Annotated in this window: 15 protein-coding genes; 12 read left to right on the top strand and 3 right to left on the bottom strand. The window is 68.8% G+C overall.

The window, feature by feature from the left end; genetic code table 11:
* From G3N98_RS14815 to G3N98_RS14800, 4 genes are all read left to right on the top strand, one after another.
* A partial coding sequence (locus G3N98_RS14815; protein ID WP_206148559.1) for a HAMP domain-containing sensor histidine kinase occupies positions 1–1487 on the top strand: 1487 nt, incomplete at its 5' end.
* Between the two features lie 184 nt (positions 1488–1671).
* On the top strand, positions 1672–2043 hold the full coding sequence (locus tag G3N98_RS14810) for a CidA/LrgA family protein (RefSeq protein ID WP_089429982.1): 372 nt from the start codon (positions 1672–1674) through the stop codon (positions 2041–2043).
* Positions 2040–2774, top strand: coding sequence for an LrgB family protein (locus tag G3N98_RS14805; protein WP_089429981.1), 735 nt, complete (start codon positions 2040–2042; stop codon positions 2772–2774). Before G3N98_RS14810 ends, G3N98_RS14805 begins: the two co-directional genes overlap by 4 nt.
* Positions 2775–3046: 272 nt before the next feature.
* Entirely contained in the window at positions 3047–3352 is a 306-nt protein-coding gene (locus G3N98_RS14800; protein ID WP_206148558.1) for a hypothetical protein, read from the top strand.
* Between the two features lie 91 nt (positions 3353–3443).
* Here G3N98_RS14800 and wrbA read toward each other — a convergent pair whose 3' ends face one another.
* Entirely contained in the window at positions 3444–4046 is a 603-nt protein-coding gene (gene wrbA / locus G3N98_RS14795) for an NAD(P)H:quinone oxidoreductase (protein WP_039355294.1), read from the bottom strand.
* Between the two features lie 61 nt (positions 4047–4107).
* Complete coding sequence (locus G3N98_RS14790; protein ID WP_089444529.1) at positions 4108–4833, bottom strand: pirin family protein; 726 nt, start codon at positions 4831–4833, stop codon at positions 4108–4110.
* 128 nt (positions 4834–4961) lie between these two features.
* Between G3N98_RS14790 and G3N98_RS14785 the strand changes: the two genes are divergently transcribed.
* The 7 genes from G3N98_RS14785 (at position 4962) to G3N98_RS14755 (ending at position 12986) form a co-directional block, all read left to right on the top strand.
* On the top strand, positions 4962–5879 hold the full coding sequence (locus G3N98_RS14785; RefSeq protein ID WP_089476432.1) for a LysR family transcriptional regulator: 918 nt from the start codon (positions 4962–4964) through the stop codon (positions 5877–5879).
* Positions 5880–5973: 94 nt separating this feature from the next.
* Positions 5974–7095: a Fic family protein gene (locus G3N98_RS14780; protein ID WP_175238635.1), complete on the top strand. Its 1122-nt coding sequence runs from the start codon at positions 5974–5976 to the stop codon at positions 7093–7095.
* 274 nt (positions 7096–7369) lie between these two features.
* Positions 7370–7567 (top strand): DUF3311 domain-containing protein, encoded by a 198-nt coding sequence (locus G3N98_RS14775; protein WP_085040323.1) that lies wholly within the window; start codon positions 7370–7372, stop codon positions 7565–7567.
* 84 nt (positions 7568–7651) lie between these two features.
* Positions 7652–9046, top strand: coding sequence for a sodium:solute symporter family protein (locus G3N98_RS14770; RefSeq protein WP_206148557.1), 1395 nt, complete (start codon positions 7652–7654; stop codon positions 9044–9046).
* A gap of 36 nt (positions 9047–9082) precedes the next feature.
* Positions 9083–10750 carry an amidohydrolase gene (locus G3N98_RS14765; protein ID WP_206148556.1) on the top strand — a complete coding sequence of 556 codons (1668 nt, stop codon included), beginning with the start codon at positions 9083–9085 and terminating at the stop codon, positions 10748–10750.
* Positions 10747–11784 (top strand): GTP-binding protein, encoded by a 1038-nt coding sequence (locus tag G3N98_RS14760; protein WP_206148555.1) that lies wholly within the window; start codon positions 10747–10749, stop codon positions 11782–11784. Before G3N98_RS14765 ends, G3N98_RS14760 begins: the two co-directional genes overlap by 4 nt.
* Before the next feature lie 131 nt (positions 11785–11915).
* Complete coding sequence (locus G3N98_RS14755) at positions 11916–12986, top strand: lysozyme inhibitor LprI family protein (protein WP_241025921.1); 1071 nt, start codon at positions 11916–11918, stop codon at positions 12984–12986.
* Between the two features lie 37 nt (positions 12987–13023).
* Here G3N98_RS14755 and G3N98_RS14750 read toward each other — a convergent pair whose 3' ends face one another.
* Positions 13024–14109 carry a LacI family DNA-binding transcriptional regulator gene (locus G3N98_RS14750; protein ID WP_089476428.1) on the bottom strand — a complete coding sequence of 362 codons (1086 nt, stop codon included), beginning with the start codon at positions 14107–14109 and terminating at the stop codon, positions 13024–13026.
* A 241-nt stretch (positions 14110–14350) separates the two neighbouring features.
* Here G3N98_RS14750 and rbsK point away from each other — a divergent pair, with 241 nt between their 5' ends.
* The gene (gene rbsK, locus G3N98_RS14745; RefSeq protein ID WP_206148554.1) at positions 14351–15277 is read left to right on the top strand and encodes a ribokinase; all 927 of its coding nucleotides are present in this window, start codon (positions 14351–14353) and stop codon (positions 15275–15277) included.
* Positions 15278–15322: the final 45 nt, after the last annotated feature.

Below are 15322 nucleotides of genomic sequence, written 5' to 3'. Positions count from 1 at the left end.
AGGACCGCATGTTCGCGGCCGCCGACGATCTGGCGGCGCTGACCGGCGTCGTGATGGCCGGGACGGCGATGCGTCATCCGGACACGGCCGGCGCGCTGGTCCTCGCGCGCCTGCTGGGCGACCTGCGCGAATACACCGGCCGGCTGGGCGCGCTGTTCGTCGCGCCGCTGGTGAGGAATGAGGCGCTCGACAACGACCGGCTGGCGCGCATCCTCCAGATGCGCGGGCGCATCGTGCAGCTCCGCGCACTGATCGCCGGCGCGATCGCACCGGCGCTCGACGACGCGATGCTGTCGAATGACCTGGCCCGGTTGAACGACACGATGGACGGCAGCTTCCTGCCGCTCGTGGCCACGACGCTTCGCGCAGGGCGCACGGGCACCTATGCGATGAACGCGGAGGATTTCGCGTCGCGGATCATGCGCGACCTCGACGCAGCGGCGCGGTTGCGCGACCACGTGCTCGACCTCACGCGGGCGCGCGCGGTGGCGCTGCGCGATGCGGCGCGCGTCCGGATGACGCTGTCCGGTGCCGAGGCGGCGTGTTGCATCGCGATCCTGTTCCTGCTCGTGCGCGGCACGCAGCGGACGCTGTCGAAACCGCTCGATGCGCTGAGCCGGCGCATCGTCGCGTTGAGCGAGGGCGACGTATCGCCGATCGTCCGGATTCCGGGCACGAGCCCCGAGATCGCGCACGTGAACGATGCACTGGACGCGCTGCGCGGCGCCTACGTCCATCGCACGCTGCTCGAGCGGCAGCGCAACGACATGCTGACGCTGTTCTCGCACGACATGCGTGCGCCACTCACGTCGGTCATCGTGCTGGTGAACGCGCCTGCCGCGTGCCCGCCCGACTGCGCGCTGCGCGAGCGTCTTCACGAGATCGGCGGGCTGGCGCGTCATACGCTCGCGATGGCGGACGGTTTCGCGCAGGTGTCGCGGGCCGAGGCGGGCGAGTACGCGTCGGAGCTCGTCAACGTGGCCGACCTGATGAATCACGCGCGCGACGAAATCTGGCCGCGTGCGCGTGACAAGCACATCGCGATCGACGATGTACCGTCGTGCGACGACGCGCTCGTGCATGGTGATCCGGCGCTGCTGTCGCGTGCGCTGGTCAATCTGCTGGGGAACGCGGTCGACTACAGCGCGGCGCATACCCGCATCGCGTGCAGCGTCGAACTGGCGGACGACGGTGCTTCGGTACGCTGCGTGATTCGCGATGACGGCTACGGGATCGCGGCCGAGGATCAGGCGCGCCTGTTCGAGCGTTACCGGCGCTTTCGTCTGCCGGGACAACCCGACACGAAGGGTGTCGGGCTCGGCATGGCGTTCGCGAAGGCGGTCGTCGACCGGCACCGCGGCGAGATCCACGTGCGCAGCGCCCCGTGGCGGGGCACGACCGTGACGGTCACGCTGCCCGTGGCCGGCGTAGCCGGCAACGCGCACGACCCGGGCAAGGCGATGTCGGCCGAACCGGTGCCGGGATGATGCGTGGCGGCGGGACGCCGCACGCCGTGCACCCGGTGGTGTCTTCCCGCAGCCGCACGCGGCGATGTTCGATGGCGCGTGAAGTTGGTACGATCGCGCGTATCGTTCACGCCGGCGCCGCAACCCGCCGGCCATCCGTCGCGCGGCCGCCCGGCAGCGTGGCCCCGTTCGGGAGAAGCGGTTCATGCTGCAGGCGTTCGCGGTCTTGCTGACCTTCCAGTGTCTCGGGGAAGGCGTGTCCTACCTGTTCGGCCTGCCGGTGCCGGGCCCGGTGATCGGCATGCTGCTGCTGTTCGGCTTCGTGATGCTGCGCCCGCAGGTGGCCGACGCGATCGAGCCGACCGCGCTCGAGCTGCTGCGCCACCTGTCGCTGCTGTTCGTGCCGGCCGGCGTCGGCATCATGGTGTCGGCCGACCGCGTGCGCGGCGATGCGGTCGCGGTCGTCGTCGCGCTGGCGGTGAGCACCACGCTCGCGATCGCGGTGACCGCGCTCGTCACGCGCGCGCTGCTGCGGCGCCAGCGGCGCGCGGGCGGCGCGGCGGAGGGCACGCGATGACGGCCTTCCCGACACTCGGCGCGATCTGGGTCTATCTCGCCGCGACCCCGCTGCTGGGCCTGACCATCACGCTGATCGCCTATCTGTTCGCGCAAGCCGTCTATGCGCGGGCGCGCTTCAACCCGCTCGCGAACCCGGTGCTGATCGCGGTCGCGCTGATCGTCGTGCTGCTGACGATCACCCGCACGCCGTATCCGACGTATTTCGAAGGCGCGCAGTTCGTCCACTTCCTGCTCGGCCCCGCGACCGTCGCGCTCGCGTTGCCGCTGTACCGCCAGTGGTCGAAGCTGCGCCGCGCCGCGGTGCCGCTGCTGGTCGGCCTGCTCGCGGGTTCGCTGACCGCGATCGTGTCGGCGGTGGGCATCGCGGCGCTGTTCGGCGCGTCGCACCAGACGATCGCGTCGCTTGCACCGAAATCGGCGACGACGCCGATCGCGATGGCCGTCGCGGCCGAAATCGGCGGGATTCCGTCGCTCACCGCCGTGCTCGTGATCTCGACCGGGATTTTCGGGGCGGTGTGCGCACGCGGGATCCTCAATGCGCTGCGGGTCGACGAACCGGCCGTGCGCGGCTTCGCGCTCGGCGTCGCGTCGCACGGGATCGGCACCGCGCGCGCGTTCCAGGTCAGCGAAGAGGCCGGCGCGTTCGCCGGGCTCGGGATGGGACTGAACGGCGTGCTGACGGCCTTCGTCGTGCCGATCCTGCTGCCGGTGCTGTCGCGCTGGATCTGAGCGCCGGCTAGGGCCTGTTCACGCTAATAACGGGCTTGCGAACGTGCCCTAGGGCGAGGCCGGGTTATCGGTTTCCCTGATGGCGCCGGCGCGGCGCCGAAACGGCGGCACTCGCGGTGTGCATGTATCGTGGCCGTTATCAGGAGAATTCAGGAACGCACACGGACAACGGAATACTGATCGGCTAACGTTGCAACGGCGCCGATGTCGCAAGCGGTCGCGTGCGCGCCGGTGTTCGACCCACTATCAACAATCGACAAGGAGATCCGGCCATGAAGCAGTCTCGCGTGGTATCGGTGGCAGTAGCAGTAACGGCGTCGTTCGGTCTGCTGTTGACCGCCGCGCCGGCGGCATACGCGCAGGATCCGGCGTCCGCGCCGACGCAGAAGCAGCTCGACAAGGCGCAGAAGAAGGCGGCCCGCAAGGCCGCCCGGGCGCGGCATGCGTCGGACCTGAAGGCGATCGGCACGGGCAGCGGCTACCGGTTGACCAACGATCAGAGCAACTATCCGCAGAACGCCGCGCTGAAGGCGCCCGCGACGAAGGCGGCGCCGGCCGCCCCGGCATCGGGCCAGTAACGGCCGGAACCTCGGCACAGCGCGAACGGCGCCGGATCGACCGGCGCCGTTCGCGCATGTGCGGGGCGGCCCGAACGGCCGGGCCGCCGCGTTAGGACGCGAGCTTGCTCGCGATTTCCGCGACGTGCTTGCCCTGGTAGCGCGCGATGTCGAGCTCGTTCGCGCTCGGCTGGCGGCTGCCGTCCGCGCCCGCGAGCGTGGTCGCGCCGTACGGCGTGCCGCCGGTGATTTCGTTCATGTTGACGAGGCCGCTGCAGGCGTACGGCACACCCACGATCACCATCCCGTGGTGCAGCAGCGTGGTGTGGAACGACGTGATCGTCGTTTCCTGGCCGCCGTGCTGCGTGCCGGTCGACGCGAACACGCTGCCGATCTTGCCGACGAGCGCGCCCTTCATCCACAGGCCGCCGGTCTGGTCGAGGAACGTGCGCATCTGGCCGGCCATGTTGCCGAAGCGGGTCGGCGTGCCGAAGATGATCGCATCGTAGTCGGCGAGTTCGTCCACCGTGGCGACCGGTGCGGCCTGGTCGACCTTCACGCCGATCGCGCGGGCCTGGTCGACGGGAATCGTTTCCGGCACGCGCTTGAGCGTGACCTCGACGCCGGCCACCGATTTCGCGCCTTCCGCGATGTGCTGCGCCATCGTTTCGACGTGCCCGTAGGACGAGTAGTAAAGAACGAGTACCTTGGCCATGTTGCGAATCTCCGATTAAAAGGGCCCCGCGTTCAGCGGGGCCCGGTTTCCCGAACGGGCGTCATGCCCATTCGGCCGTTACTTCGACCGGACGCAGGTCGAACACCAGCACTTCGGCATCCTTCCCGTCGGCGAACGTCAGCGCCTGTTCGTCGCGGATGCGCACGCCGTCGCCTTCGCCGAGCGTCACGCCGTTGACCGTCACGCTGCCGCGTGCCACGTGCACGTAGGCAAAGCGGTTCGGCGCCAGTTCCAGCGTCGCGCGTTCATCGCCGTCGAACAGGCCTGCGTAGATCCGCGTGTCCTGCCGGATCTTCAGCGAACCGGCGTCGCCGTTCGGCGAGACGACGAGGGCGAGCTTGCCGCGCTTGTCGTCGGCCGTGACGTTCGTCTGCTGATAACGCGGCTCGGCACCCTTTTCGGCCGGCCCGACCCAGATCTGCAGGAAGTGGACCGGCAGTTCCGGCGAGTGGTTGAACTCGCTGTGGCGCACGCCGGTGCCGGCGCTCATCAGCTGCACGTCGCCCGGCACGATCACCGAACCGGTGCCCATCGAGTCCTTGTGTTCCAGCGCGCCGTCGAGCACGTACGACAGGATTTCCATGTCGCGGTGCGGGTGCGTGCCGAAGCCGCGGCCCGGGGCGACGCGGTCGTCGTTGATCACCAGCAGGTCGGAGAAGCCGACTTGCTTCGGATCGTAGTAGTTCGCGAACGAAAACGTATGACGGGAGCTGAGCCAGCCATGCTCCGCACGGCCACGTTGGTTTGCTGCACGGATTTCGATCATGATTTTTGTTCCTCAAGACGCCGGACCTCGGAAGTGGGCCCGGCCGTTCGTTGAGATGAATCTTAGGTCAATCGATTTGACAAATAAATGGCTGTAGAGATAATGACTGTCGCTATGGAGTGGACAATATGGAACTGAACGATCTCAGGATCTTCGTCGCGACGGTCGATGCGGGCAGCTTCACGGCGGCGGCCGACCAGCTGATGCTGTCCAAGCAGTTCGTCAGCCGGCGCACGATGGCGCTGGAGGCGTCGCTCGGCGTGCGGCTGCTGCACCGGAACACGCGCAATCTCGCGGTGACCGAATCGGGTCAGGAGTTCTATGCGCGCGCGCAGCGGATCCTCGCGGAGATCGCCGACGCCGAGCAGGCGATGTCGGTGCGCAGCACCGAGCTGCACGGGTCGCTGAAAATCAGCGCGCCGCTGTCGTTCGGGATCACCCACGTGTCGCCGCTGATCGCCGAATTCCTGTCCGCGCACCCGGCCGTGCGGCTGAACCTCGACCTGACCGACCGGCGCGTCGACCTGATCGGCGAGGGCTTCGATCTCGTGCTGCGGATCGGCTCGCTCGAGGATTCGACGCTGATCGCGCGCCCGCTCGGCGCGTGGCGAATGGTCGCGTGCGCGAGCCCCGCCTACCTGAAGCGGCAGGGCACGCCGCAGACGCCGGCCGACCTCGCCGGCCATACGTGCGTGCTGTACGGGCGCGAGCGGCGCATCGGCTGGGAATTCCGGGTCGACGGCGCGGCGCGCACGTTCGACGTGCAGGGGCCGCTCGTCGCGAACAACGGCGAGGTGGTGCGCGACGCGGCGATCGCGGGGCTCGGCATCGCGCTGCTGCCGGATTTCATCGTCGGCGGGGCGCTCGACAGCGGCGCGCTCGTGCCGGTGCTCGACGCGTACGCGCCGTCGCCGATCACGCTCAATGCGGTGTTTCCGCAGCATCGGGAAGGGTTCGTCACGCTGCGCACGTTCATCGGGTTTCTCGCGGAACGGCTCGGCGACGCGGCGCCGGCCGCGAAGGGCGGGGCGGGCCGGGCGCGGTAGCGGGCCGGTTTGCGGGGAATAGGGGTGCTATTCTCCGCATGATTTGCGGAGAATATTGAGTCATGCGGTGAATCGGTGAGATAATCTCCGCATCATGAGCGGAGATTACACCTACATCTGGGAGTCGGCCGACTGGCCCGCGTGGCGCTTCGACCTCCCTGCACTGGCGACGCCACTCGCCGACGTCAGCCGGGCGCAAGGCATGCTGGCCGGGCGGCTGGCGGATGTCGGCCTGGCGCTGCGCGACGAGGCCAGCCTCGCCGCGTTGACGGAGGACGTCGTCAAGACCAGCGCGATCGAGGGCGAAAGCCTGAACGTGGCGTCAGTCCGGTCGTCGATCGCGCGCCGGCTCGGGGTCGACATCGGCGCGCTGGCGCCGGTCGATCGTCACGTCGAGGGCGTGGTCGACATGGTGCTGGACGCGACCGCCCACGCGGCGGCACCGGTCACGGACGCCCGTCTGTTCGGGTGGCATGCGGCGCTGTTTCCGACCGGCTATTCAGGGATGTCGCGGATCACGGTCGGCGGCTGGCGCACCGACGCCACCGGGCCGATGCAGGTCGTGTCCGGCCCGATCGGCCGGCAGCGCGTGCATTTCGAGGCGCCGCCCGCCGCGCGCCTCGCCGGCGAGATCGCGCGCTTTCTCGCGTGGCTCAATGCCGAGCCGGTCGAGCCGTTGCTGATCCGGGCCGGCCTCGCCCATCTATGGTTCGTCACGCTCCATCCGTTCGACGACGGCAACGGCCGGATTGCGCGTGCGCTCGGGGATCTGGTCCTCGCGCGCGCCGACCGCAGTCCGCAGCGCTTCTACAGCCTGTCGGCGCAAATCCAGCGCGAGCGCAACGCGTATTACGACGTGCTGGAGCGGACGCAGCGCGGCTCGCTCGACGTCACGGAATGGCTCGCGTGGTTTCTGACCGCGCTCGGCCGCGCCATCGATCACGCGCACACGACGCTCGACGCGGTGCTGGTCAAGGCGCGCTTCTGGCAGCGCTGCGCGGGCTTCGCGATGAACGAACGCCAGGTGAAGGTCATGAATCGCCTGCTCGACGGCTTCGAGGGGAAGCTGACCACCACCAAGTGGGCGGCGCTGGCGAAGTGCTCGCAAGACACCGCGCTGCGCGACATCACCGAACTCGTCGAGCACGGCGTGCTGCGTCGGTCGTCGTCCGGCGGGCGGAGCACGAGTTACGAGCTGATGCCGGTTAGCGGCTGACGCCGGCCCGGGTCATGACCGGTGGGCGCTGGCCGCGACGGAGCGCAGTCGGGTTGCCGCTTCGATCGTTGCCGCGTTGCCGCGTTGCCGCGTTGCCGCGTTGACCGGGCCGCGCCGGGCAATGGACCACTGGCCCAAGCGATTGCCCGCGTCTGGCACTATCCCGCGCCTTTTTGTCTTCGAATACTGGATTCGAGCCCGGATGTCGTACAGGCGACATCCGCCGCCCCCGCGTACGCCCCTTCCGTACGAACCCGCTTTCAAGGAGACACGCATGCTCAGGTACCTGATCGGCATCGGTATTCCGTATCTCGGCGTGATCGGCGTGCTGCCGTGGGCGGCCGCGCAGGACCGCTACGTGCTGGGTGTGCCGTTCATCTTCATGTGGATCTTCGCGTGGTTCGTGCTGACGTCCGGCTGCCTGTTCGCATGCTGGATGCTGTTCGACCGCCGCGCGAGCGGCGCCGCCTAGCGCACGCATCCGCTGCTCGCGGACCGCCGGCCGCCCGCGCTTTCCGGCGAACCCTACGCATTCCTTTCCTTCGCAGAGGTGCGCATGTCCACGGTCGTCTTCGCCGCGCTGATCGCGCTGTCGCTCTATCTTGCCATCCGTTCCGGCCGCGGCCGCGGCAAGCAGAGCGTGCATGACTTCTTCGTCGCGTCGCGCCAGTTCGGCACGGCGCTCGTGTTCTTCCTGACCGCCGGCGAGATCTACAGCATCGGCACGATGGTCGGCTTCCCCGGCGGCATCTACGCGAAAGGGCCGACCTACGGCGTGTGGTTCCTCGGCTACATCCTGCTCGCCTACCCGATCGGCTATTTCGTCGGCCCGAAGATCTGGGAGGCCGGCAAGCGCCACAACGCGATCACGCTGCCCGACCTGTTCAAGGGCCACTACCGCAGCCGCGGGCTCGAGCTGGTCGTTGCGTGCGCATCGATCCTGTTCCTGATCCCGTGGGGGCAGCTGCAGTTCACCGGCCTCGTCGCGGCGCTCAAGGGGCTCGGCTGGCACGTCGAGCCGCTGTACCTGATCCTCGTGTGCGCGGCGCTCGCGTTCACCTATATCACGATCTCCGGCGTGCGCGCATCGGCGTACATCGCGATCCTGAAGGACATCCTGATGCTGCTCGCGATCGTCGTGACGGGCGTGGCCGTCGCATGGCAGGTGGGCGGCGTGCATCCGGTGTTCGACGCCGCGAGCCGGCAGGTCAGCAACACGATGAGCGGATCGCAGCTGCGCTTCTCGATGAGCACGATGCTGTTCCAGTCGCTCGGTTTCTACCTGATGCCGTTCGCCGCGCAGAATTTCTTCACCGCGCGCGGGCCGGACGCGATCCGGCGCACGCAGGTCGTGATGCCGCTGTACATGCTGATGTATCCGTTCCTCGTGATCGCGTCGTACTACGCGATCACCGCGAACCTGACGCTCGCGTCGCCGAACGACGCATTCTTCGCCGCCGTCACGCACCTGCTGCCCGGCTGGCTGATCGGCCTCGTCGCGGCCGGCGCCGCGCTGTCGGGGCTGCTCGTGCTGGCCGGCATCTGCCTCGCGATCGGGCCGATCGTCACGCGCAACCTGATGCCGAACCTGCCCGAGTCGCGCCAGAAGCGTGCGGCGAAATACGTGATCGTCGGCTACCTGCTGCTGTCGATCGCGACCACGATGCTCACGCCGAACCTGATGCTCACGCTGATCAACACCACGTACTACGGCGTCACGCAGTTCCTGCCGGGCGTGCTGATCCTGCTCGCGGGGCGCCGCGTGCGGCCGGTCGCGGTCGGGGCCGGGATGATCTGCGGCCAGGTGCTCGCGATGATCTTCTACGTGCTCCATGTCGACTTTGGCGGCATCAACCTCGGCCTCGTGTGCCTCGTCGTCAACGTGCTCGTCGTCGCGGCCGTGCATGTGATGCTGCATGGCCGTCCCGTGAAGCAATACGCCGTATCCTGACGCATCGGCGTTCCGCCGCAAGGAGAACCGCATCCCATGCCAGCATCCGCAACCCCGGCCGCACCCGTGACGGTGTTCACGGCGCGCCGCATCCTGACGATGAACCCGGCGCAGCCGTCGGCCACGCACGTCGCCGTGCGCGACGGCCGCATCCTCGCGGTCGGTGACGCCGCCGACGCGGCCACGTGGCACGCGCGGTTCGGCGCGTGCACGACCGACGACACGCTGCGCGACAAGGTACTGATGCCGGGGCTCGTCGAAGGGCATTGCCACCTGATGGAAGGCGCGATGTGGGACGCCGTGTACGTCGGCTACTACGACCGGCGCGGCCCCGACGGCACGCTGTGGCCGGGGCTGCGCTCGCTCGACGCGGTGCTCGAACGGCTCGCGGAAGCCGAGCGCGCGATGACCGACGACGGGCCGCTGCTCGCGTGGGGCTTCGATCCGATCTTCTTCGGCACCGCGCGGCTGACCGCGCACGAACTCGACCGCGTGTCGGCGCAGCGGCCGATCGCGATCCTGCATGCGAGTGTGCACCTGATGAACGTGAACGGCGCGATGCTCGCGCGCGCCGGCATCGACGAGGACACCGACATCGACGGCGTGACGCGCGATGCCGACGGCCGCCCGACCGGCGAGCTGCAGGAGTTCGCGGCGATGCTGCCGGTGTATCAGACGATCGGCGGCAAGCTCGCGATTTCCGCGAGCGAGAAGCCGCACGCCGTCTGGAATTTCGGGCGCGTTGCGCAGCTCGCGGGCGTGACGACGGCCACCGATCTCGTCAACGACCTGTCGGCCGACGGCAACCGCACGCTGCGCGAGGTCACCGCCGATTCCGATTACCCGGTGCGGATCGTGCCGGCGTTCGCGCCGCAGCGCAATCCGGCGCGCTCGGCCGACAGCGTGCTGGCGGAGATCGAGCGCAATACCGACAAGCTGCATTTCGGGCCGGTGAAGTTCATCGTCGACGGCTCGATCCAGGGCTTCACCGCGCGCGTGCGCTGGCCCGGTTACGCGGGCGGGCAGCCGAACGGGCTGTGGCTGATTCCGCCCGCCCAGCTCGTCGACGTGTTCGAGCCGTTTCATCGCGCGGGGCTGCAACTGCACGTGCATACCAACGGCGACGAAGCGACCGACGTCGTGCTCGACGCGATGGCGACGCTGCTCGCGCGCCATCCGCGTGCCGATCATCGCCATACGCTGCAGCATTGCCAGATGGCGGACGCCGCGCAGTTGAAGCGCGTTCGCGCGCTCGGGATGTGCGTGAACTTCTTCGCGAATCATCTGTACTACTGGGGTGACGCGCATTACAGCCAGACCATCGGCCCCGATCGCGCGAACCGGATGGATGCGGCCGGCTCGGCGCAGCGGCTCGGCATTCCGTTCGCGTTGCATTCGGATGCGCCGATCACGCCGCTGAATCCGCTGTTCACCGCATGGTGCGCGGTGCAGCGCGAGACGGCATCCGGGCGCGTACTCGGCGAAGGCGAGCGGCTTTCGGTTGACGACGCGCTGCATGCGATCACGCTCGGCGCGGCCTATACGTTGCGGATGGATCATCTCGTCGGCAGCATCGAGATCGGCAAGTTCGCGGATTTCGCGGTGCTCGACGATGATCCGTCGGTCTGCGCACCCGCACGTTTGAAGGAGCTCGCCGTGTGGGGCACCGTGCTCGGCGGGCGCGTGTTCCGGTCGCCGCGATGAGTGCGCAAGGCGACGCCGTCGTGCCCGCCGGGGCTGCGCTCGCGCCGATCGACCTCGCGGTGATCGGCGGCTATCTCGGCGCGGGCAAGACGACGGTCGTCAACGCGATCCTGCAGGCGCCGCATGGCCGGCGCATCGCGGTGCTCGTCAACGATTTCGGCGCGGTGAACATCGATGCGCGGCTCGTGCGGGCGCGCGGCGATGACGTGATCGAACTCGACAACGGCTGCATCTGCTGCACGATCGGCGGCGCGCTCGTCGATGCGCTGACGCGCGTCGCGACGCGCGACGTGCGGCCCGACCTGCTGCTCGTCGAAGCGAGCGGCGTGGCCGATCCCGCGAAGATCGCGCAGATCGGGCTGCTGAACGGTGCGTTCCGGCTGACGTCGGTGCTCGTCGTCGCCGACGCGCTCGCGTGGCGCGACACGCTCGCCGATCCGCTCGTCGGCGCGATGGCGCAGCGCCAGCTCGACGGCGCGGGCGCGATCGTCGTGACCAAGCTCGACCGCGTTGCGCCGGAACGGCGCGACGCGGTACTCGACGACGTGCGCGCGTGGGCGCCGACCGACATCGTCGTCGCCGCGCGCCATGGCGAGATTCCGCTCGCGCTGCTGTTCGACGCGGCCGTGCCCGATCGTGGCGCGATGCCGGCGGGTTTCGTACGTTCGCGCCGGTCGATCGGACATGACGCGATGCCGGCGTTCGCGAGCGTTACCGTCGCCGCGCCGGACGTGCTCGACAAGGCGCGGCTGCGTGCATGGCTGAAGGCGTTGCCGCGCACGATCCTGCGCGCGAAGGGCATCGTGCGCGTGGCCGATGTGCAGGGCGCGGTCGCCACGCGCGTGTGCCAGGTCGCCGCGCGGCGCATCCGGTTTTCGTCGATGGAAGACGAAGGGCTGGCCGTGCACGAAGGAGACGGCGTGATGGTGTTCATCGGCTTCATCGACGCCGCCGTGGAAGCCACCTTGCGTGACGGCATCGTGCAATGCAGCGTGGCTGCGTCGACGGTTGCGCTGACATCTAACGTCGATTGATCGGCGCCGCGCATTCGGGTTAGGCTTCGGCGAGCAACGGCATGCGCCGCATGCCGGGCCGGGCGTTTTTACCTCGAATGCCGCGTGCAGGTAGCTTCTACAGGCGCGCGATCCTGCGACGAGCCAAGCTGATGACCCTTCAGAACCAAAAGAATGCGCGCGGGCAAACCGCGATTTCCGCCAGTGCCGTGCGGCACACGCACCTGCGATCTGTCGCGGCCGCCGCGTTGCTGACACTGCTGCCGCTCGCTGCGCATGCCGCCGGCTTCGACTGCGCGAAAGCCGCCTCGCCAACCGAGAAGACAATCTGCGCGGATGCCGCGCTGTCGAAGCTCGATGGCGACCTGGCGACGGCGTGGAAGCAGGCGCTCGCAAAAGGCGGCGATACGGCCGCGCTGAAAGCCGCGCAGCTGAAGTGGCTCAAGCAGCGCGACCGGTGCGGCGGCGACGCGCAGTGCCTCGGCGATCGCTACCGCGAACGGCTCGCGAGCCTGAACGGCAAGCCGCTGGCCGCCGACCGCTGGCAGCAGACGTGGTACATGACGAGCGACAACCCGTCGTTCGGCGGCGAGCTGACGTTCACCGGCACGGCGCCGCGCCTGCATTTCGAGCTGAGCGGCAACAACGGCGCGAATACGGGCGGCCTCGACGGCGACATCATGCTGCACGGCGACAGCGGCACCTACCGCAAGGACAAATGCCGGCTCGATTTCGAACGCAAGGGCGGGCGCATCGGCGTCACGCAACACGGCGCGGATTTTGACTGCGGTGCGGGCTCGGGCGTCTCCTACGACGGCCAGTATGTGACGGCGTCGCAGTTCCAGGCCAAACCGGCGGCCGACCTGCTGAGCCTCAAGGTCGTTGACGACGCGACGCAGAACGCGACCGCGCACAAGCTGCTCGGCGCCGATTATCAGACGCTCGTCGACAACGTCAACTACAGCGCCGACGAGAAGGATCTCGACGGGCTGAACGCGCACGTGAATGCGTACTGGGTGCGCGGCATCGCGACGACGAATGCGGCGATCGTGATGCGCCGCGGGAATGACCTGTGGATCGGCCTGCTCGTGTTCGACGCGAAGAACAACGTCCGGATGCGCTATTACACGAACGTGCCGGCGTGGAAGAAAAACGTGCCGAAGACCATCCAGGCGTGGCACGACAATCTCGACAAGACGCTGCCGGTCGACGTGATGCAGTGACAGGTGGGCCGGGCAGTCGAAGCCGCCCGGCGCGTCGTCATTTTTTACGTCCTGCCCGAACCTGCGCCGGCGCCGCAGCCGATTCCCGCGTGCGCAACTCCGGCAGCACCGCATGACCCGGCCCCGTTGCGCCGTTCTCGAGTGCGTCGAGCAACGCCTGCGCGGCCTGGCGCCCGATCGCGTGGGTGTCGACCCACATCGTCGTCAGCGGCGGCTGGATCTCGCGCGCGAGCGCGATGTCGTCGAAGCCGGTGATCGACAATTGCGCGGGCACGTCGATGCCGAGCGCCTGCGCCTCGAGCAACGCGCCCAGCGCGAGCGCGTCGTTGCCGCAGATCACGGCCGTCGGCCGCGTGGCCGCGTCGCTGTCGGCGATCGCGCGCAGGCTCGCCCGCCCGAACGCGATCGTGGCCGCGCCTTCGTGCTGATGGACGGGGCGCACCGCGAGCCCGCGCGCGGCCAGCGTGTCGTGAATGCCGCGCAGGCGCGCCTGCACGCGGTCGTTGTCGGCGGACGGCTGCATGATGATCGCGAAATCGCGGTGGCCGAGGTCGAGCAGGTGAGTGGTGAGCTGCGCGAACGCCGCGCGGTTGTCGAAGCCGATGCAGCAGTGCGGGCTGTCGTCGCGATACGCATAGGTGACGACGTACGGCACGCGGTGCATCGCAAGCAGTTCGAACAGTTCCGGCGGATACGCTTCGCCGACGAGCGACACGGCTTCCACGCCGCGCGACAGCATCGCGCGCACCTGGTCCAGCGCCTGCGCGGGATCGTAGTTCGAGCAGCCGAGGAACAGCGTGATGCCGTGCTCGGCCATGACCGTCTGCATGCCCGCGACCTGCGATGCGAACACCTGGTCGTCGAGCGTCGGAATGATCGCGCCCGTGATGTGGGTGCGCGTGGACGCGAGCGCACGGCCCGCCGCATTCGGGATCCAGTTCAGTGCGCGCGCCGCGTCGCGCACGCGCTGCTGCACGTCGGCCGACACCTTGCCGGGATCGTTGTACACGCGCGAAACGGTCGCGGTCGACACGCCAGCCAGCTTCGCGACATCGCCGAGCACCGAGCGGCCGCTGCCGCGGCGCGCGCGGGGCGCGCCGGCGCGGGAAGGGGGCGAGCTCATCGGCTGCCTCCAGGCGTAGCGGCGATGGCAGCGCTACAAGTTGTCAAATGCGTCAATGTTTACCCTCGTTTCGTGGTGGCGCCGCTTGCATTCCCGGTCGACCCTGTGAGAATGTAAGCGCTATCTTGACGTGCTTCCGTATTATGTCAGACCCATATTCTATCCATATCGTGAAATTTTCATCGACGACGGCCATTCCGGCCTTTTTGTCCGTCGTAAATGTAAGCGGTTACATTCGGAAATGAGAGACACCACTTCCCCGTGCATCGCCGTCGTCGGCAGCGTCAACATCGACCTCGTCACACGCGCGCCGCGCCTGCCGGTGCCGGGCGAGACGCTGCTCGGCACCGATTTCCATACCGTCCATGGCGGCAAGGGCGCGAACCAGGCGGTCGCGGCTGCGCGCCTGGGCGCGTCGGTCGCGATGATCGGCTGCGTTGGCGACGACGCGTTCGGCGCGCGCCTGCACGACGCGCTGTCGGCAGAGGGCATCGACGTGACGCATCTGGCGCGGATCGGCGGTACGGCCACTGGGGTGGCCACGATCACGGTCGACGAGGGCGGCGCGAACAGCATCGTCGTCGTGCCCGGCGCGAATGCGCGCCTCGATGCCGACCGGATCGACGCGGCGCGCGACGCGATCGCCGGGGCGGCGATGCTCGTGAGCCAGCTCGAAGTGCCGGTCGCTACCGTCGCGCGTGCCATCGCCTGTGCCTGCGCGCACCACACGCCGGTGCTGCTCAATCCCGCGCCCGCGCAGCCGCTGTTCGACGCGCTGCTCGCACGGGTCGACTACCTCGTCGTCAACGAAACCGAGGCCGAATCGCTGACCGGCATCGCCGTCGGCGACGATGCGTCCGCCGTGCGCGCCGCCGATGCGCTGTGCGCGAAGGGCGTGGGCAACGTGCTGGTCACGCTCGGCGCGCGCGGCGTGTGCTGGCGCGGCGGTGCGGGCAACGGCCGCCTGCGGGCGATGTCGGTGGTCGCCGTCGATACGACCGCGGCCGGCGACACCTTCGTCGGCGGCTTCGCGGCCGCTCGCGCGGGCGGTGCGTCGATGGACGACGCGATCGGCTTCGGCCAGCGCGCCGCCGCGATCAGCGTGACGCGCCACGGCGCGCAGACCTCGATTCCGACGCGCGACGAAGTGGCATGCCTGGAACCTTGAATTCCGCATCAGACGGACAGGCCGGAACCGGCCGATATCACTGAC

The organism is Burkholderia sp. Tr-20390 (assembly GCF_017104595.1).
Taxonomy (GTDB): Bacteria; Pseudomonadota; Gammaproteobacteria; order Burkholderiales; family Burkholderiaceae; genus Burkholderia.
Note: the sequence above shows the minus strand (reverse complement) of the source record. Positions and strands in the feature narration are given on the sequence as shown.

Bases quoted from the DNA above. Each gene is read 5' to 3' on its own strand.
- G3N98_RS14805 (WP_089429981.1), top strand. From the start codon at position 2,040: ATGACGGCCTTCCCGACACTCGGCGCGATCTGGGTCTATCTCGCCGCG.
- G3N98_RS14755 (WP_241025921.1), top strand. From the start codon at position 11,916: ATGACCCTTCAGAACCAAAAGAATGCGCGCGGGCAAACCGCGATTTCC.
- G3N98_RS14785 (WP_089476432.1), top strand. From the start codon at position 4,962: ATGGAACTGAACGATCTCAGGATCTTCGTCGCGACGGTCGATGCGGGC.
- G3N98_RS14750 (WP_089476428.1), bottom strand. From the start codon at position 14,109: ATGAGCTCGCCCCCTTCCCGCGCCGGCGCGCCCCGCGCGCGCCGCGGC.
- G3N98_RS14810 (WP_089429982.1), top strand. From the start codon at position 1,672: ATGCTGCAGGCGTTCGCGGTCTTGCTGACCTTCCAGTGTCTCGGGGAA.
- rbsK (WP_206148554.1), top strand. From the start codon at position 14,351: ATGAGAGACACCACTTCCCCGTGCATCGCCGTCGTCGGCAGCGTCAAC.
- G3N98_RS14775 (WP_085040323.1), top strand. From the start codon at position 7,370: ATGCTCAGGTACCTGATCGGCATCGGTATTCCGTATCTCGGCGTGATC.
- G3N98_RS14765 (WP_206148556.1), top strand. From the start codon at position 9,083: ATGCCAGCATCCGCAACCCCGGCCGCACCCGTGACGGTGTTCACGGCG.
- G3N98_RS14780 (WP_175238635.1), top strand. From the start codon at position 5,974: ATGAGCGGAGATTACACCTACATCTGGGAGTCGGCCGACTGGCCCGCG.
- wrbA (WP_039355294.1), bottom strand. From the start codon at position 4,046: ATGGCCAAGGTACTCGTTCTTTACTACTCGTCCTACGGGCACGTCGAA.
- G3N98_RS14790 (WP_089444529.1), bottom strand. From the start codon at position 4,833: ATGATCGAAATCCGTGCAGCAAACCAACGTGGCCGTGCGGAGCATGGC.
- G3N98_RS14760 (WP_206148555.1), top strand. From the start codon at position 10,747: ATGAGTGCGCAAGGCGACGCCGTCGTGCCCGCCGGGGCTGCGCTCGCG.
- G3N98_RS14770 (WP_206148557.1), top strand. From the start codon at position 7,652: ATGTCCACGGTCGTCTTCGCCGCGCTGATCGCGCTGTCGCTCTATCTT.
- G3N98_RS14800 (WP_206148558.1), top strand. From the start codon at position 3,047: ATGAAGCAGTCTCGCGTGGTATCGGTGGCAGTAGCAGTAACGGCGTCG.